Origin of the sequence: Thioalkalivibrio sp. ALE25, from assembly GCF_000377285.1 — a bacterium.
Taxonomy (GTDB): domain Bacteria; phylum Pseudomonadota; class Gammaproteobacteria; order Ectothiorhodospirales; family Ectothiorhodospiraceae; genus Thioalkalivibrio.
Window position 1 is genome coordinate 231,184 of record NZ_KB897926.1, and the last position, 15,942, is coordinate 247,125.

Genomic DNA, 15,942 nt, shown 5'->3' on the forward strand with positions numbered 1-15,942 from the left:
GCAGCCCCGCGCCCCGCGTCATCCGACTGCGGCTGCGGACTGTTCGCTACTGGATGTACCGGCCAAGCCCGTGCCGGTAAAGCGATTGTTGTCATTCAGCAGCAGATCCAGATCCAGCACCGGATGCAGCCGGTGCCCGAGATCGAATCCGCCGGTAATAAAGGGTCGGACAGCCTCGGGGACCGAGACTTCCAGACGGCGCTGGGACGGGATGCAGCGGCGCATCCCCTCGACCTGACTGACCAGCAGCCCGGCCATGCCCTGGCCCTGCGGCGCCACCACGATCCGCTGCCCGGTCGCGTCGTCCGGCAATGGCCGGTCCAGCAACAGCTTGCCCATATCGAACACCGGCAGCACCAGCCCGCGCAGGTTGCCCACCCCCAGCACGGCGGCATCCGCCAGCGGTACGCGGGTGAGCGTCATCGGATCGGCCACTTCGGCGATCGCGTCCATGTCGACCAGAAAGCGGAAATCGCCAACACGCAGCAAGACCCCGCGCCAGCCCGTACCAATGTCCCGCCGCAACTCGCGATTGACGCGGCGCCCTTCGCGATCAAGGCTCGCGATCAGCGCAAACGGCGAGGACAGGTCGGTCTTCATGCGGAGAGGTACTTCCCGATGGTTTCCAGCAGGTTCTTCTCGACCACCGGCTTGGTGATATAGTCCCGGGCCCCCTGGCGCATCGCCCAGACCCGGTCGGTCGCCTGATCCTTGGTGCTGACCACGACGACCGGCACATGCGCCGTCTCCTCGGCCTGGGACAGCTGGCGGGTCGCCTGGAAGCCGTTCAGCCCGGGCATCACGACATCCATCAGCACCAGATCCGGGACCTGCGACTTCGCGGCCGCGACCCCGTCCTCGCCGCTCTCGGCGGTGGTCACCGAATGCCCGTGCTTCTCGAGCATGGTACGCAGCACGTGGATCTCGGTCGGGGAATCGTCAACGATCAGAATACGGGCCATGGGGTTCGTCTTTCCTTGGTTGGTGTGGCGGAACGCGTCATGCCGAGGGGCTGGCGTACTGACGCATGGCACCCAGGAGGTCGTCCCTGGTGAATGGCTTGGTGAGGTAATCCTCCGACCCCACGACGCGGCCTTTCGCCTTGTCGAACACACTGTCCTTGCTGGACAGCATGATGATCGGCGTGGCGCGGAACTGCTTGTTGTTCTTGATCAGCGCGCAGGTCTGGTAGCCATCCAGGCGCGGCATCATGACGTCGATGAAGATAATGTCCGGACGCGACTCGGCGACCTTGGACAGCGCCTCGAAGCCGTCCACGGCGGTAATGACCTCGGCCCCGTGCTTTTGCAGCAAGGATTCGGCGGTGCGCCGAATGGTCTTGCTGTCGTCGATCACCATGACCTTGAGTCCCTGAAACTCGGTGGCCGAGTCCGCTTCGGCAAGCGCGTTAGACACCTTCTCCCCCCCTGGCCATTTCGCCCCGAATCTAGCGGAAGCGGGGCCGTGTGACAAACAGCACACCATGATATTGCATCGCGCGCAGCGCAATGCATCGAACACCGCCACCACCCTCCGGGTGCCGCGCGAGCTTCGATCAGCGTGGCATACTGCCCGGACACCCCGCACGATCGAGGCAACGTGACCACGAACATTGCCATCCTGATGGACCCGGTGGCGGACATCAAACCCTGGAAGGACACCAGCTTCGCGATGATGCTGGCCGCGCAGGCCCGCGGGCACCGCCTGCACTATCTCGAGCCGGCCGATCTGTGGATCGAGGAGGGCCGCGCGAGCGCGCGCAGCCGCCCCATCGAGGTGCGTGACCAGCGCGACGACTTCTTCCGCCTGGGCGATCCGGAGACGGGCCCGGCGGCCCGTTTCGATGTGCTGCTAATGCGCAAGGATCCACCGTTCGATCTCGAATACATCTATGCGACCTACGCCCTCGACCTCGCCGAACGCGAGGGCGTGCGGGTGTCGAACCGGCCGCAGGCCCTGCGCGACGTCAACGAGAAGGCCTTTACCGCGCACTTCCCGCAGTGCTGCCCGCCCACGCTGATCACCCGCGACCGAAGCCGCATCCGCGCCTTCCTCGAGGTGCAGGGCGATATCGTGGTCAAGCCGCTGGACGGGATGGGCGGGGCGTCGGTGTTCCGCATCCGCCAGGGCGACCCGAACACCTCGGTCATCCTCGAGACCATCACCGAATTCGACCAGCGCAGCGTGGTCGCCCAGCGCTTCCTGCCGGAGTTCACCGAGGGTGACAAGCGCATCATCCTGATCGGCGGCGAGCCCTGCCCCGATGCCCTGGCGCGCATCCCCGCCGCGGGCGAGAGCCGGGCCAACCTCGCCGCGGGCGGCCGCGGCGAGGCCCGCCCGCTGACCGAGCGCGACCGCTGGATCTGCCGCGAGATCGCCCCGGAACTCAAGGCCCGCGGCCTGGATTTTGTCGGCATCGACGTCATCGGCGACTACCTGACCGAGATCAACGTCACCAGCCCCACCGGCGTGCGCGAGCTGGACGCCACCGGTCACGACCTCGCCGGCCAGTACATCGACTATCTCACCCGCCCGATCGAAGGATGACCGGCATGCGCCGCGCGACGACCCTCACCCTGCTCCTGCTGCTCGCCACCCTCCTGCTGGCCGCCTGCGGCCGCGAGGAACCGGATACCGAACAGCTGGGCTTCTACGCCTTCGGGACTCTGGTGGACCTCAGCCTGTACCCCGCGGGCCAGTATGACGTGGAGGCCATCGGGACCGCGGTTCAGGAGGAACTGGAGATCCTGCACACCTCCTGGCATGCCTGGGAACCCGGATCCCTTGGCCGGACCAACGAACTGCTGGCCCTGCAGGGCGAATTCAGCGCCCCGCCCTCGGTCCTGCCGCTGATCGAGCGCGGCCGCGAGATGGAGGCCCTCAGCGAGGGGCTGTTCAACCCCGCCCTGGGCAGACTGGTGGCGGCCTGGGGCTTCCATCAGGACGACCCCCAGGGCCCGCCGCCGGACGAGGCAACCCTGGCGGAACTGCTGGACGCCCCCCCGAGCATGCAGGATATCGAACGCAATGGCGTGCGCCTGCGGGGCACCCACCCGGACCTGCAGCTCGATTTCGGCGGGCTGGCCAAGGGGCTGGCGGTAGAGCGGGTGCTGGACCTGCTCGCGGAACTCGGGGTGGAAGCCGCGATCTTCAACGCCGGCGGCGACCTGATGACCCTGGGCCGCCCCGAGACACGCCCGTGGCGCGTGGGCATCCGCCACCCGCACGGCGGCGTGCTCGGCAGCATCGAACTGGACGGCGGCGAAGCCCTGTTCACCTCCGGCGACTACGAACGCGGCTATGACTGGGACGGCACGCGCATCCACCACGTGATCGACCCGCGCACCGGCCGTCCGAGCCAAGGCATCGACAGCGCCACCGTGCTCCACCACGACCCCGCCCTGGCCGACGCCGCCGCCACCACGCTGATGATCGCCGGCCCGGAGGCCTGGCCGGAATACGCCCGCAAGATGGGCATCGACCACGCACTGGTGGTACTGGAAGACCGCATCGAGGCCACGCCGGCACTGGCCGACCGGGTACAACCCGGCCGCGACCGCGAGCCATTCGTGGTGCGCGAACTGCCGTGAACGCCGGCCGGCTGCGCTGGGGTGACGCGCTGATCGGCAGCCTGGCCGCCGGGATCGTGGTGGCGGCCTTCGTGCTGGCCTACACCCCTGCGGGCGATGCCCGGGTGCTGGTCATCAGCCAGGCCGGGGTCGCGCCGCAGCACGAACCCCTGGATCGCGCCCGGGTCCTCGAGGTCCAGGGCCCGGCCGGCATCACCCGTATCGAGATCGAACCGGGCCGGGCACGCTGTGCCGACTCCCCCGGGCGCCAGGACATCTGCGAGTCCAGCGGCTGGCTGCAGGCCCACGGCGACGTTGCCGTCAGCCTGCCCAACCGGCTGACGCTGCAGGTGCTCGGCACCGACCCCGGCTTCGACAGCATGCATTATTGAATCCCGTGGCGCCCGGGCATCCGCAGGCCGGCAGCGACGCCCATGACCGGGCCATCGCCGCGCTCGCCGCCATCGCGATCGGCATCCAGATCCTCGAGGCCGCGATCCCCAGCCCGATCCCGGGCATCAAGCCGGGGCTGGCGAATATCGTCACCCTGATCACGCTGCTGGCCCTGGGCTGGCGCGCGGCCGTGGCGGTCACGCTGCTCCGCGTGGTCGGAAGCAGCCTGCTGCTGGGGACACTACTGAGTCCCGCCTTCTGGCTGTCGCTTGCCGGGGCCGTCGCGAGCCTCGCCCTGCTGGCGGTCCTGCGCCCCTTCGCCCCCCGCCATGTCGGACCGGTCGGTCTGGGCATCGCGGCGGCGATGGCGCACGTCGCGGGCCAGTTCCTGCTCGCCTGGGCGGTGATCATCCCGCATCCCAATCTGCCCCTGGTGCTGCCCCCGCTGTTGCTCGCCGCCCTGATCACCGGCAGCCTGACCGGTATACTGACCGCCCAGGTCCTCGCCGATCCGCGAATCCAGCGTCATGTCCACACTCCCCAGCCCAGCCAGTAGCCCCCGTCGAACCCGCGCGCTAGTGGGCGTCGGGGCCGTGCGTGGCCGCCCCGCCGGGCCGGAGGCGCCATGACGCCCCACGCCAGTCCGGGCACGCCCCCGCCGGAGACGCCGCGCGTGCAGGACCACCTGGGGACCATGATCTTCCTCGCGGTGGTCGCCCACGCGCTGATCATCCTGGGGATCGGCTTCGCGGTCGATCCGATCGAAAGCCCGACCCGCGAACCGCTGGACATCACCTGGGTCACCGATCCCGACGCCCCGCCGCCGGAGCCGGACGAAGCGGTCGAGCACATCGCCACCCGGGACCAGGCCGCCAGCGGCGAGGGCGAGGAGATCCAGGAGGCACAGGCGCCGGAGGCAGAGGATGCCGGGATCGGCGAGCCCGAGCCGGAGGGCCTCGATGCACCATTGCCGGAGGCCGGCCCGCTGGTCATGGACCCGGCACAGCCGGAGCCCGAACCGGAACCCGACGCGGTCACCGCCGACACGCCGGACGCTAGTACCGCGGCACCCGAGGTCGCCGACCCCGAGCCACTGGAGTCCCCCGACGCCGAAGACCGGCCCTCTGCAGCAACCCTGATGAACCGTGGCCTGGAGAGCGCCCGCGCGGCCCCCGCGGAGGAGCGCCAGGCATTCTCGACCCGGGCCAGCCGCACCCGCTACCTCGACAGCCTCGCCGCGCGCAGCGCCCCCGAGGCTGCCTACCTGCAGGCCTGGATCAACAAGGTCGAACGCCTGGGCAACCTGAACTATCCGGACGAGGCGCGGCGGCGCGGCCTGTCCGGGACCCTGGTCCTGTCGGTGCGCATCAACCCGGCGGGCGAACTGCTCGATATCCAGGTCGCCCGCAGCTCCGGGGAACCGGTCCTGGACCAGGCGGCGATCCGCATCGTGGAGCTGGCGGCCCCCTATGCCCCGTTCACGGACGCCATGCGCGAGGAATACGACGAACTGGTGATCACCCGCACCTGGGCCTTCCGCCGCGACCAGATGCAGCAGATCCGCTGACGGATCGGCCCAGCCCCGCCGGCTGCCTTGCGACCGGCCGGGTCAGCATCGATACTGGAGCCATGAATCCGACGACCGCCCGCCACGAGCCCGACAGCCTGCGCGATCACTTCCTGATCGCGATGCCGAGCCTGAACGATGGCTACTTCAGCCATGCGGTCACCTATATCTGTGACCACGACGAAGAGGGCGCGCTGGGGCTGGTCATCAATCAGCCTACCGAGTTCTCGCTGCGCGAACTGCTGGAGCACGTGGAACTGGAGCCCGGCGAGGACCTGCCGGAGATGCCTGTCTACCGCGGCGGGCCGGTGCAGCCGGAACACGGCTTCGTGCTGCATTCCGCCGAGCAGACCTGGCGTGGCAGCCAGCCCATCACCGACTCCATCGTGTTGACCACCTCGCGCGATATCCTCGAGGCAATTAACGCCGGGCAGGGCCCGCGCCGGGTCCTGATCGCGCTGGGCCACGCCGGTTGGGGCCCTGGCCAGCTGGAGAGCGAGCTGGCCGAGAATGCCTGGCTCACCGCCCGCGCCGACGCCGACATCCTCTTTGACCGCCCCAGCGCCGAGCGCTGGCGCGCCGCCGCCGAACTGATCGGCATCGACGTCAATCTGATCAGCTCGGCCTCCGGCCACGCCTGATCGTGGGGCTGCTGGCGTTCGACTACGGGCGACGCCGAATCGGGGTCGCGGTCGGCGAAGAGCTGACCGGCTCGGCCCGCGGCCTGCGCACGTTCGCCAGCGACGCGCCCGACCTGTGGTCCGGCATCGACACGCTGGTGGCGGAATGGGCCCCGGAGGGTTTCGTGGTCGGCTGGCCGACCCAGGCGGACGGCAAGCCCACGCCACTGGCGCGGCGCATCCGGGGCTTCGCCCGCACCCTCGAAGAACGCTACGGGCAACCGGTATACTGGAGCGACGAGCACCTGACATCCCACCTGGCCCGCGAGCGCCGCCGGCCGGGACGCCACGACCCGGGGCTGGACGCCCATGCCGCCGCGGTCATCCTCGAAGGCTGGTTTCTGGAGAACGCATCATGACGCCGGACGTCCCGACCCTGCTCGACGACATGGCCGAACAGGCCCGCCACCATCTCAAGACCCACGGGATCGACCAGCCGATCGTCGTCGGCATCCATTCCGGTGGCGTCTGGATCGCGGAGCACCTGCGCGAACGCCTGGGGGTGGAGCGGCCCCTGGGCAAGCTCGACATCAGCTTCTACCGCGACGACTTCTCGCGCATCGGCATGCACCCGCAGGTACGCCCCTCCGAGTTGCCGGAGGATCTGGACGGAGAGCACGTGCTGCTGGTCGACGACGTCCTGTTCACCGGGCGCACGATCCGCGCGGCGCTGAACGAGCTGTTCGACTACGGCCGCCCCGCCTCGGTAACCCTGGCGGTGCTGGTCGAGCGCGACGGACGCGAACTGCCCATGGAGGCCGCGATCGTCGGGGCCCACATGGAGCTCGGCAAGACCGAACAGATCAAACTGCGCGGGCCCGAGCCGCTGCGCCTGGAGCGGGTCGCCATCGACCCCGAGGACCTGAAGGCCTGAGCCAGCGGAAGCACGACGGATGACCGAGACCCTGATCGCCCACCCCGGCGCGCGCCTGCCCGAACCGGGCCCGCTGCCCAACCGCCTGCAGCTGACCGACGACGGTCAGCTGCGCCACATGCTGACCATCGAAGGCCTGAACCGGGAACTCCTCACCGAGATCCTGGATACCGCCGAGTCGTTCGCCAACATGAACGAGAAGGCGGTGAAGAAGGTCCCGCTGCTGCGCGGCAAGACCATCGTCAACCTGTTCTTCGAGGCCAGCACGCGCACCCGCACCACCTTCGAGCTGGCCGCCAAGCGCCTGTCCGCGGATGTGCTGAACGTGAACATCAACACGTCCTCCGCGGTGAAGGGCGAGAGCCTGCTGGACACCCTGCGCAACATCGAGGCGATGAACGTCGACATGTTCGTCGTGCGCCACGAGGAGAGCGGCACCGCGCACTTCATCGCCCGCCACGTGGCCCCGGGCATCAGCGTGCTGAATGCCGGCGACGGCCGCCACGCGCATCCGACCCAGGCGCTGCTGGACATGTTCACCATCCGCCGCCACAAGGGCGACTTCACCAAGCTGAAGGTCGCGATCGTCGGCGACATCCTGCACTCGCGCGTGGCGCGCTCGCAGATCCACGCGCTGAACATCCTGCAGACCGGCGAGGTGCGCGTGGTCGCACCCTGCTCGCTGCTGCCGGCGGATGTCGACCAGCTCGGCGTGCACGTCTACAACGACCTCGACGCCGGGCTGCAGGATGTCGACGTGATCATCATGCTGCGCCTGCAGCGCGAGCGAATGGAACACGCCCACCTGCCCTCCGAACACGAGTACTACCAGCTGTTCGGCCTGACCTCTCGGCGCCTGCAGCTGGCCCATCCGACCTGCTTGGTCATGCACCCCGGGCCCGCCAACCGCGGGGTGGAGATCGAGTCCGCAGTGGCCGACGGCCCGCACTCGGTGATCCTGGAACAGGTCACCTACGGCATCTCCGTGCGCATGGCGGTGATGTCCATGGTGATGGGGGCCCACCAGGCATGAGCGTGCTGATCGAGAACGCCCGTATCCTCGACCCGGTGGACGGCTTCGACGCCGTCGGCTCGCTGTGCGTGCAGGGCAGCGAGATCCTCGCCCGCGGCCAGGCCCCGGACGGTTTCGAGCCGCGCCGGCGGATCGACGCCAGCGGGCTGTGGCTCATCCCCGGCCTGATCGACCTCGCGGCGCGCCTGCGCGAGCCGGGGCAGGAACACAAGGCCACCGTCGCCAGCGAGACCCTGGCGGCGGCCCGCGGCGGAATCACCAGCCTGGTGGTGCCGCCGGACACCGAACCTCCGATCGACTCGCCCGCCGAGGTGGAGCTGATCAACCGCCGCGCCCGCCAGGCCTGCGGCGTGCGGGTGTACGTGCTGGGCGCGCTGACCCATCAACTGGAGGGCCAGCAGCTCGCCGAGATGGCGGCCCTGATGCAGGCCGGCGCCCGCGGGGTCAGCAACGCCAGCAAACCGCTGGCCAGCCTGCTGGTGCTGCGCCGCGCACTGGAATACGCGACCACCTTCGGCCTGACCATCGTGCTGTCCGCCCAGGACCCGGCCCTGACCGGCTCCGGCTGCATGCACGAGGGCGCGGTCTCCACCCGCCTCGGTCTGGCCAGCATCCCCGAGGCGGCGGAAACCGCCGCGCTGGGCGCCATCCTGGCCCTGGTCGAACAGACCGGGGCGCGGGTCCATGTGGCCCGCCTGTCGACCCGGCGCGGTGCGGAGATGATCACCAAGGCGCGCGCCGAGGGCCTGCCGGTCAGCGCGGACGTGGCCGCCCACCAGCTGTTCCTGACCGAGGTGGACGTCGCGGAATACGACCCGAACTGCCATGTGATCCCGCCCCTGCGGGGCCAGCGCGACCGCGACGGGCTGCGCGCGGCGGTCGCCCGCGGCGACATCAGCGCAATCTGCTCCGACCACCAGCCGCACGAGCCCGACAGCAAACTGGGGCCCTTCGCCGGCACCGAGCCCGGAATCTCGGCGCTGGAGACCCTGCTGCCACTGACGCTGCGCCTGGTCGAGGACGGGCTGATGAGCCTGCACGAGGCGCTGGCCCGGGTGACCACCGGGCCGGCGGAGGTCCTCGGCTTTGCCCAGGGCCGCCTGACGCCAGGGGCACGCGCCGACTTCGTGCTGTGGGATCCGACCGCGATGCAAGAGGTCCGGCGCGAGGACTGGCTGAGCGCCGGCCACAACACCCCCTTCTTCAACTGGACCTTTTCCGGTCAGGTCCGCGAGACCTGGGTCGCCGGACGCCCGGTCTGGACCCTGCCCACCGAGGGAAACCCCGAGGACACCGCATGACTGCGCGCGAGACCGCCTCCCGCCCCCACCGGGGCACGATCTTCCAGGAAGAGGGGCGCATCCTGGATCACCACGATGCCGGGTCAGACCAGTGGATCCTGCGGGTCTTCGCCCCCGAATGTGCCCGCGCGGCCCAGCCGGGGCAGTTCGCCCACCTGCAGTGCGCGCCGCGACTGCTGATGCGCCGGCCGCTGTCGATCCAGCGCGTGGACCGCGAGGCCGGCTGGGTGGAGTTTCTCTACAAGGTCGTGGGAGACGGCACCCGCGCGCTGTCGCAACAGGTCAAGGGCGACACCCTGAGCGTGCTGGGCCCGATCGGCCAGCCCTTCCGCCTGCACCCGGAGCGGCCGAAGCGGCTGCTGCTGGGCGGCGGGGTCGGCATCCCGCCAATGATCTTCCTGGCCCATCGCCTGCACCTGCAGGGCGAGGCCGGACAGACCCACGCGGTGCTGGGCTCCGAGGTCCCGTTCCCGTTTCACGCGCGCCCCTCCGAGATCCTGTGGCCGGGGCTGCCGGACGGCGCGATTGCGACCCTGCCGCTGCTGGAGGACTGGGGCGTGGCCTGTCGCCTGACCTCGAAGGCCGGGCTGCCGGGCGCCTTTGACGGCTTCGTGACCGATCTCGGGCGCGCCTGGCTGGCCGGGCTGTCGCCGGCGGAACGCGACCAGGTGGAGATCTTCGCCTGCGGCCCGCACCCCATGCTCGAGGCCTGCGCGGAACTGGCGGCGGAGTTCGACCTGCCCTGCCAGGTCTCGCTGGAGGAGTTCATGGCCTGCGCGGTGGGCGGCTGCGCCGGCTGCACGGTCCCGGTGCGCACCCCGGAGGGCGTGGCGATGAAGCGGGTCTGCGTGGATGGCCCGGTGTTCGCGGCGGCGGATGTCTTTCCGGAGCCGGAGCGGGCCTGAGGGAAAGACCCTGGCCTGACTTTGGCAGGGGCTTCGCCGGCGAGCCGGCTCCTACTTGTCAGGGAGCTTGAGCTCCTCCTCGGTTTCGTCGGCGGAGGATACACCGCCGCCGAAGTTCAGGCGCCATTCGAGATCGGCGCGCGAGTCGGCCTTGTTCAGGGCCTCGTCCAGCATCACATCCCCGGTCTTGAACAACTTCACGATGGCCTGATCGAAGGTCTGCATGCCCACGGACGCGCCCTTCGCCATCACCTCCTTGATCTCGCTGATCTTCTCGTCCCGGATCAGCTCCGCGATGTAGGACGTATTGATCAGGATTTCCAGCGCGGCGACACGCCGCCCATCCTTGGTCTGCAGCAGGCGCTGGGCCACGATCGCACGCAGGTTCAGTGACAGGTCCGACAGGATCTGCGGGCGGTTGTCCTCGGGGAACAGGTTGATCACCCGATCCAGCGCCTGGGTGGCGTTGGTTGCGTGCAGGGTCGTCAGCACCAGGTGGCCGGTATCGGCGTAGGTCAGGGCCGCGCGCATGGTCTCGCGTGAACGCACCTCGCCGACCATGATCACGTCCGGCGCCTCGCGCATGCCCTCCTGCAGGGCATGGTCGTAGCTGGGGGTATCAATCCCCACCTCGCGCTGGCCCACGATCGAACGCTTGTGGCTGAACAGGAACTCGATCGGGTCCTCGACCGTGAGGATATGCCCGCTCTTGTTCGTGCTGCGGTAGTCGATCATCGATGCCAGGGTGGTCGATTTCCCGGTGCCCGTTGCCCCCACGATCAGCACCAGCCCGTCGTTGTGCGAGACAAACTCCTTCAGCACGGGGGGCAGGCCCAGTTGCTCGATGGTCGGGATCGCTACGCGGATGAAACGGATGACCATCGCGACCTCGCCGCGCTGGCGATAGACGTTCACGCGAAAGCGTCCCAGTCCCTCGCGCGACAGGCCAAAGTTGACCGCGGTCTCGCGCTCGAAGATCTCCGCCTGGTGCTCGTTCATCATCTCGCGGGCGATACTCTCGGCCTGGCCCGGGGCCAGCGCCTTGCGCGAGATGGGCTGGAGCTGGCCGTCGACCTTGATGCTGGCCGGCGCGCCGGTCAGGAAGAACAGGTCCGACGCGGCCTTCTGCGCCATCAGTTTCAGGTAGGGCTCGATCTGCAACTGGCTCATAGTCTGTTTCCCTGACCCGACGCGCTAGCGCAGGTTGAAGTCCTCGGCGCGCTCGTCGACCGCCAGACCCTCGCCTTCATCCTTCACCGCGGGCGCGCCGTCATCCTGGGCACGCTGGCTGTCGAGCTTGATGCGCAGGCGCAGATCGTTCACCGAGTCGGCGTTGCGCAGAGCCTCGTCGTAACTGATCTGGCGATTTTCGTAGAGATCGAACAGGGCCTGGTCGAAGGTCTGCATGCCCTGCTCGCGCGAACGCGACATCAGCTCCTTCATCTCGTGTACTTCGCCCTTCAGGATCAGGTCCGACATCAGCGGGGTGTTGATCATGATCTCCACCGCCGGCACCCGGCCCTCGCCACTCTCCTTGCGCACCAGGCGCTGCGAAATCACTGCCTTCAGGTTCAGCGACAGGTCCATCAGCAGCTGCTCGCGCCGGTCCTCGGGGAAGAAGTTGATGATCCGGTCCAGCGCCTGGTTGGTGCTGTTGGCATGCAGCGTCGACAGGCACAGGTGACCGGTCTCGGCGAAGGCGATGCCGTAGTCCATGGTCTCGCGGTCGCGGATCTCGCCGATCAGGATCACGTCCGGCGCCTGGCGCAGGGTGTTCTTCAGCGCGATCTCGTAGTTCTCGGTGTCCACCCCGACCTCGCGCTGGGTGATGATGCTCTTGTCGTGCTCGTGCACGAACTCGATCGGATCCTCGATGGTGACGATGTGGTCGGCCGTGGTGCGATTGCGGTAGCCGATCATCGCCGCCAGCGAGGTGGACTTGCCCGACCCGGTACCGCCCACGAAGATCACCAGCCCGCGCCGCTCCTGGGTGATCTTCTCCAGCTGCGGCGGCATCTGGATGTCCTCGAATTTCGGGATCACCGAGTTGATCGTGCGCAGCACCATGCCCGGGCTGCCGCGCTGGGTGAAGACATTCACGCGGAAACGCGACACGCCCTGAAGGCCGATCGCGAAGTTGCATTCCTGGTGGCGCTCGAACTCGGCCGACTGCTTGTCGTTCATCAGCGAACGCACCAGCGCCTGGGTGTGCGAGGGCGTCAGCTTCTGCTCGGTCATCGGCACCACGCGGCCGTCGATCTTGGCCGCCGGCGGCATCCCCACGGTAATGAACAGGTCCGACCCGCCCCGGTCCACCAGGGCCCGCAGCAGGTCATGCATGTACTTGATCGCCTTGTCACGATCCATGGCGTTCTCCCCTGATACCCGGTGCGGCGTTCACGCCAAGCGGGCCGTATCGATCAAATGGAATCCGGGTTGGCCGCCTTGCGACGGGCATCCTCGCGACTGATCACGCCCTGCGCCAGCATGTCCTTCAGGCACTGGTCGAGCGTCTGCATGCCGGTGCCGGCACTGGTCTGGATGGTCGAGTACATCTGCGCGATCTTGTTCTCGCGGATCAGGTTCCGGATCGCCGGCGTGCCGAGCATGATCTCGTGCGCCGCGATCCGGCCGCCACCGATCTTCTTCATCAGGGTCTGCGCGATGACCGCGCGCAGCGACTCCGACAGCATCGCGCGGACCATGTCCTTCTCCGCCGCCGGGAAGACATCGACGATACGGTCGATGGTCTTGGCCGCGGAGCTGGTATGCAGGGTGCCGAACACCAGGTGCCCGGTCTCGGCCGCGGTCAGCGCCAGGCGGATCGTCTCGAGGTCGCGCAGCTCGCCCACCAGAATCGTGTCCGGGTCCTCGCGCAGCGCCGAACGCAGGGCCTCGCTGAAACCGTGGGTATCGCGGTGCACCTCGCGCTGGTTGACCAGCGACTTCTTCGATTCGTGCACGAACTCGATCGGGTCCTCGATGGTGAGGATATGCCCGTAGTCGTTCTCGTTGCGGTGGTTGACCATGCCCGCCAGCGTGGTGGACTTGCCCGAGCCGGTGGGGCCGGTGACCAGCACGATGCCGCGCGGGTAGTTCGAGATCTCCTCGAAGATGCGCGGGGCGCCCAGCTCTTCGAGGGTCAGGACCTTGGAGGGGATGGTCCGGAACACCGCGGCCGCGCCGCGGTCCTGGTTGAAGGCATTGACACGGAAGCGCGCCAGCCCGGAGACCTCGAACGAGAAGTCCGTCTCCAGGAACTCCTCGTAGTCCTTGCGCTGACGGTCGTTCATGATGTCGTAGATCAGGCCCTGGACCTCTTTGTGATCCATGACCGGCACATTCACCCGGCGCATGTCGCCGTCGATGCGCACCATCGGCGGCATGCCGGCGGAGATGTGCAGGTCCGAGGCCCCGTTCTTGACCGCGAAGGCCAGCAACTGCGTGATATCCATGCATCCCCCTGTTGTCGGGCGCCACGCCAAGGCGCGCCAGCACCCGGGTGGCAGCCGCAACCACCACGCCCTGTCGCTTGATGAAGGGCCGCGTAAAAATCCGCGGTGACCTTGTGTTCTTCCGGACTATATCATAGGGAAATGACCACACCAGACCATGCCCTGAGCACCGTTCGGACCCGTATCGACGCCGCCTGCCGCGAGGCCGGACGCGACCCGGATACGGTCCGGCTGCTGGCCGTCAGCAAGACGCGCGACGCGGACGAGATCCGCGCCCTGCATGCCTGCGGCCAGTCTGCGTTCGGCGAGAACTACGTGCCCGAACTGGTGGACAAGTACGACGCCCTGGAGGCACCCCCGGCGCCGCTCGGACTCGAATGGCACTTCATCGGCGCACTGCAGGGCAACAAGACCCGCGCGGTGGCCGAGCGGGCGGCCTGGGTGCATACCGTCGATCGCGAACGCATCGCGCGGCGCCTGTCGGACCAGCGCCCGGCGGGCCTGCCGCCGCTGCAGATCTGCCTGCAGGTCAACATCAGCGAGGAACCGCAGAAGGCCGGCGTGGCGCCCGCCGAGGCCGCCACCCTGGCCAATGCCGTGCGTGACCTGCCGGGACTGGAACTGCGCGGCCTGATGGCCATCCCCGCCGCCGAGGACGACCCGCGGCGCCAGCGGGAACCCTTTGCGCGCCTGCGCGCACTGCGCGATACCCTGAACAGCCAGGGGCATACACTCGACACCCTGTCCATGGGCATGTCCGGCGATCTCGAGGCCGCGATCCTCGAAGGCGCCACCCTGGTGCGGGTCGGCACCGCCCTGTTCGGCCCGCGTCCACCCAAATAAGGAGTCTGCATGACGGAACACCGCTTCGAGGTCGGCTTCATCGGGGCCGGCAACATGGGCGAGGCCCTGATCCAGGGGCTGGTCCAGTCCGGCCACGCCGCCGAACGCATCGCGATCGCCGACAAGAGCGCCGAGCGCGTGCGCGACCTGCAGGCCCGCTACCCGGGTCTGGCCAGCGCCGAGGCCACGGAACTGGCCGCCGAAGCCGCCACCCTGGTCCTCGCCGTCAAGCCGCAGACCCTCCCGGATCTGGCCCCGACCCTGCGCGAGGCGGTGTCCCGCGGCGAGCCCCTGGTGATCTCCGTGGCCGCGGGCATCACCACAGCCCAGCTGGCCGGCTGGCTGGGCGACGCCACGCGCCTGGTCCGGGCGATGCCGAACACCCCGGCCCTGGTGGGCGCCGGGGTCACCGGGCTGTACGCCGCCCCCACCGCCGGCCCCGCGGACCACACCACCGCGACCCGGCTACTGGAAGCGGTCGGACGCGCGATCTGGGTCGAGGACGAGGAGCAGATGCACGCGGTGACCGCCACCTCCGGCAGCGGGCCTGCCTACGTGTTCCTGATGATCGAGGCCATGCAGGAGGCGGCGCAGTCGCTGGGCCTGCCGGCCGATACCGCACTGGAGCTGACCCTGGGCACCCTCGCCGGCGCCACCCGCCTGGCCACCGAGAGCGACGAGAGCCCCGCCGAACTGCGCCACCGCGTGACCTCCCCCGGGGGCACCACTGAACGCGCCCTGCAGGTACTGGAGGACGGCGACCTGCGCGACCTGATGCGCCGCGCAATGACCGCGGCCGCCGACCGCTCCCGCGAACTCGGCCGCTGAAACCCCAGGGAGACGCTGATTTAATCGCACGTCCGCGCTCGAGTCGCTTTTGGGTGCGAACAAGGCGCGGTGACTGCCGTGCAGCCATTCTGCACAAGGGAACCGCAACGCTGTGCGCGCGCCCGTTTTTGATCAACAACGGGCGGCCGAGCCCCTGCTTTCAATAGCTTGTGGGGTTGGTGCCCCCCGATTCTGAATGAATATGGCCCGATCCTGCGTTGCGCCGCTTGCGGGTAGAACCACTACCCGCTGCACGACGCGCCTTGTCTCGGAAAACAGGGGGCACCAACGCGGACGTGCGATTAAGTCAGCGTCTCCCTAGTTCACCACGGAGCGCACGAAGGCACGAAGAAGGGCCAGGTCAAGAGCGATTCACAGGAAGTTCGGAAGGAGGAAAATGGGTTGGGGGCTGAGGCCGGCGCCATCCGCGACTGAGCTGGTCTAATTTCCGTGGACACCTCGTTAGGTGGGACGATACCCCCTGGACGAGGAGA

The 15,942-nt window shown here is 68.7% G+C and carries 19 protein-coding genes; 13 read left to right on the forward strand and 6 right to left on the reverse strand.

What is annotated here, in order from left to right; genetic code table 11:
* Window positions 1-18: 18 nt before the first annotated feature.
* The 3 genes from C996_RS0102805 to C996_RS0102815 are packed head-to-tail and all read right to left on the reverse strand — an operon-like array spanning window position 19 to window position 1,416.
* The gene (locus tag C996_RS0102805; RefSeq protein ID WP_018865951.1) at window positions 19-600 is read right to left on the reverse strand and encodes a chemotaxis protein CheW; all 582 of its coding nucleotides are present in this window, start codon (window positions 598-600) and stop codon (window positions 19-21) included.
* A complete protein-coding gene (locus C996_RS0102810) occupies window positions 597-962 on the reverse strand; it encodes a PleD family two-component system response regulator (protein WP_018865952.1) in 366 nt (121 codons plus the stop codon). Before C996_RS0102810 ends, C996_RS0102805 begins: the two co-directional genes overlap by 4 nt.
* Before the next feature lie 37 nt (window positions 963-999).
* A complete protein-coding gene (locus C996_RS0102815; RefSeq protein WP_026279175.1) occupies window positions 1,000-1,416 on the reverse strand; it encodes a PleD family two-component system response regulator in 417 nt (138 codons plus the stop codon).
* A 183-nt stretch (window positions 1,417-1,599) separates the two neighbouring features.
* On the opposite strand from C996_RS0102815, the gene gshB reads away from it, so the two are divergent.
* From gshB to C996_RS0102870, 11 genes are all read left to right on the forward strand, one after another.
* Entirely contained in the window at window positions 1,600-2,547 is a 948-nt protein-coding gene (gene gshB / locus C996_RS0102820; protein WP_018865954.1) for a glutathione synthase, read from the forward strand.
* A 5-nt stretch (window positions 2,548-2,552) separates the two neighbouring features.
* Window positions 2,553-3,590, forward strand: a complete 1,038-nt coding sequence (locus C996_RS0102825) for an FAD:protein FMN transferase (RefSeq protein WP_018865955.1) — start codon at window positions 2,553-2,555, stop codon at window positions 3,588-3,590.
* Window positions 3,587-3,961 (forward strand): NusG domain II-containing protein, encoded by a 375-nt coding sequence (locus C996_RS0102830; RefSeq protein WP_018865956.1) that lies wholly within the window; start codon window positions 3,587-3,589, stop codon window positions 3,959-3,961. The genes C996_RS0102825 and C996_RS0102830 overlap by 4 nt, the downstream gene beginning before the upstream one ends.
* Before the next feature lie 5 nt (window positions 3,962-3,966).
* Window positions 3,967-4,518 carry a Gx transporter family protein gene (locus C996_RS0102835; RefSeq protein WP_018865957.1) on the forward strand — a complete coding sequence of 184 codons (552 nt, stop codon included), beginning with the start codon at window positions 3,967-3,969 and terminating at the stop codon, window positions 4,516-4,518.
* Window positions 4,519-4,587: 69 nt separating this feature from the next.
* A complete protein-coding gene (locus C996_RS0102840) occupies window positions 4,588-5,529 on the forward strand; it encodes an energy transducer TonB (protein WP_018865958.1) in 942 nt (313 codons plus the stop codon).
* Window positions 5,530-5,591: 62 nt separating this feature from the next.
* Entirely contained in the window at window positions 5,592-6,170 is a 579-nt protein-coding gene (locus tag C996_RS0102845) for a YqgE/AlgH family protein (RefSeq protein WP_018865959.1), read from the forward strand.
* A 2-nt stretch (window positions 6,171-6,172) separates the two neighbouring features.
* Window positions 6,173-6,568, forward strand: a complete 396-nt coding sequence (gene ruvX / locus C996_RS0102850; protein WP_018865960.1) for a Holliday junction resolvase RuvX — start codon at window positions 6,173-6,175, stop codon at window positions 6,566-6,568.
* A complete protein-coding gene (pyrR, locus tag C996_RS0102855) occupies window positions 6,565-7,083 on the forward strand; it encodes a bifunctional pyr operon transcriptional regulator/uracil phosphoribosyltransferase PyrR (protein ID WP_018865961.1) in 519 nt (172 codons plus the stop codon). The genes ruvX and pyrR overlap by 4 nt, the downstream gene beginning before the upstream one ends.
* A gap of 19 nt (window positions 7,084-7,102) precedes the next feature.
* Window positions 7,103-8,116, forward strand: coding sequence for an aspartate carbamoyltransferase catalytic subunit (locus C996_RS0102860; RefSeq protein WP_018865962.1), 1,014 nt, complete (start codon window positions 7,103-7,105; stop codon window positions 8,114-8,116).
* Window positions 8,113-9,417 carry a dihydroorotase gene (locus C996_RS0102865; protein ID WP_018865963.1) on the forward strand — a complete coding sequence of 435 codons (1,305 nt, stop codon included), beginning with the start codon at window positions 8,113-8,115 and terminating at the stop codon, window positions 9,415-9,417. The genes C996_RS0102860 and C996_RS0102865 overlap by 4 nt, the downstream gene beginning before the upstream one ends.
* A complete protein-coding gene (locus C996_RS0102870; protein ID WP_018865964.1) occupies window positions 9,414-10,322 on the forward strand; it encodes a dihydroorotate dehydrogenase electron transfer subunit in 909 nt (302 codons plus the stop codon). The genes C996_RS0102865 and C996_RS0102870 overlap by 4 nt, the downstream gene beginning before the upstream one ends.
* A 51-nt stretch (window positions 10,323-10,373) precedes the next feature.
* Here the strand turns inward: C996_RS0102870 and C996_RS0102875 are convergent, their stop codons facing one another.
* The 3 genes from C996_RS0102875 to C996_RS0102885 are packed head-to-tail and all read right to left on the reverse strand — an operon-like array spanning window position 10,374 to window position 13,777.
* Window positions 10,374-11,492 carry a PilT/PilU family type 4a pilus ATPase gene (locus C996_RS0102875; protein WP_018865965.1) on the reverse strand — a complete coding sequence of 373 codons (1,119 nt, stop codon included), beginning with the start codon at window positions 11,490-11,492 and terminating at the stop codon, window positions 10,374-10,376.
* Between the two features lie 24 nt (window positions 11,493-11,516).
* Window positions 11,517-12,689 (reverse strand): PilT/PilU family type 4a pilus ATPase, encoded by a 1,173-nt coding sequence (locus C996_RS0102880; RefSeq protein WP_018865966.1) that lies wholly within the window; start codon window positions 12,687-12,689, stop codon window positions 11,517-11,519.
* Between the two features lie 53 nt (window positions 12,690-12,742).
* A complete protein-coding gene (locus tag C996_RS0102885) occupies window positions 12,743-13,777 on the reverse strand; it encodes a type IV pilus twitching motility protein PilT (protein ID WP_018865967.1) in 1,035 nt (344 codons plus the stop codon).
* Between the two features lie 141 nt (window positions 13,778-13,918).
* On the opposite strand from C996_RS0102885, the gene C996_RS0102890 reads away from it, so the two are divergent.
* On the forward strand, window positions 13,919-14,620 hold the full coding sequence (locus C996_RS0102890; protein WP_018865968.1) for a YggS family pyridoxal phosphate-dependent enzyme: 702 nt from the start codon (window positions 13,919-13,921) through the stop codon (window positions 14,618-14,620).
* A gap of 9 nt (window positions 14,621-14,629) precedes the next feature.
* Window positions 14,630-15,448, forward strand: coding sequence for a pyrroline-5-carboxylate reductase (gene proC / locus C996_RS0102895; protein WP_018865969.1), 819 nt, complete (start codon window positions 14,630-14,632; stop codon window positions 15,446-15,448).
* The last annotated feature ends 494 nt before the right edge of the window (window positions 15,449-15,942 follow it).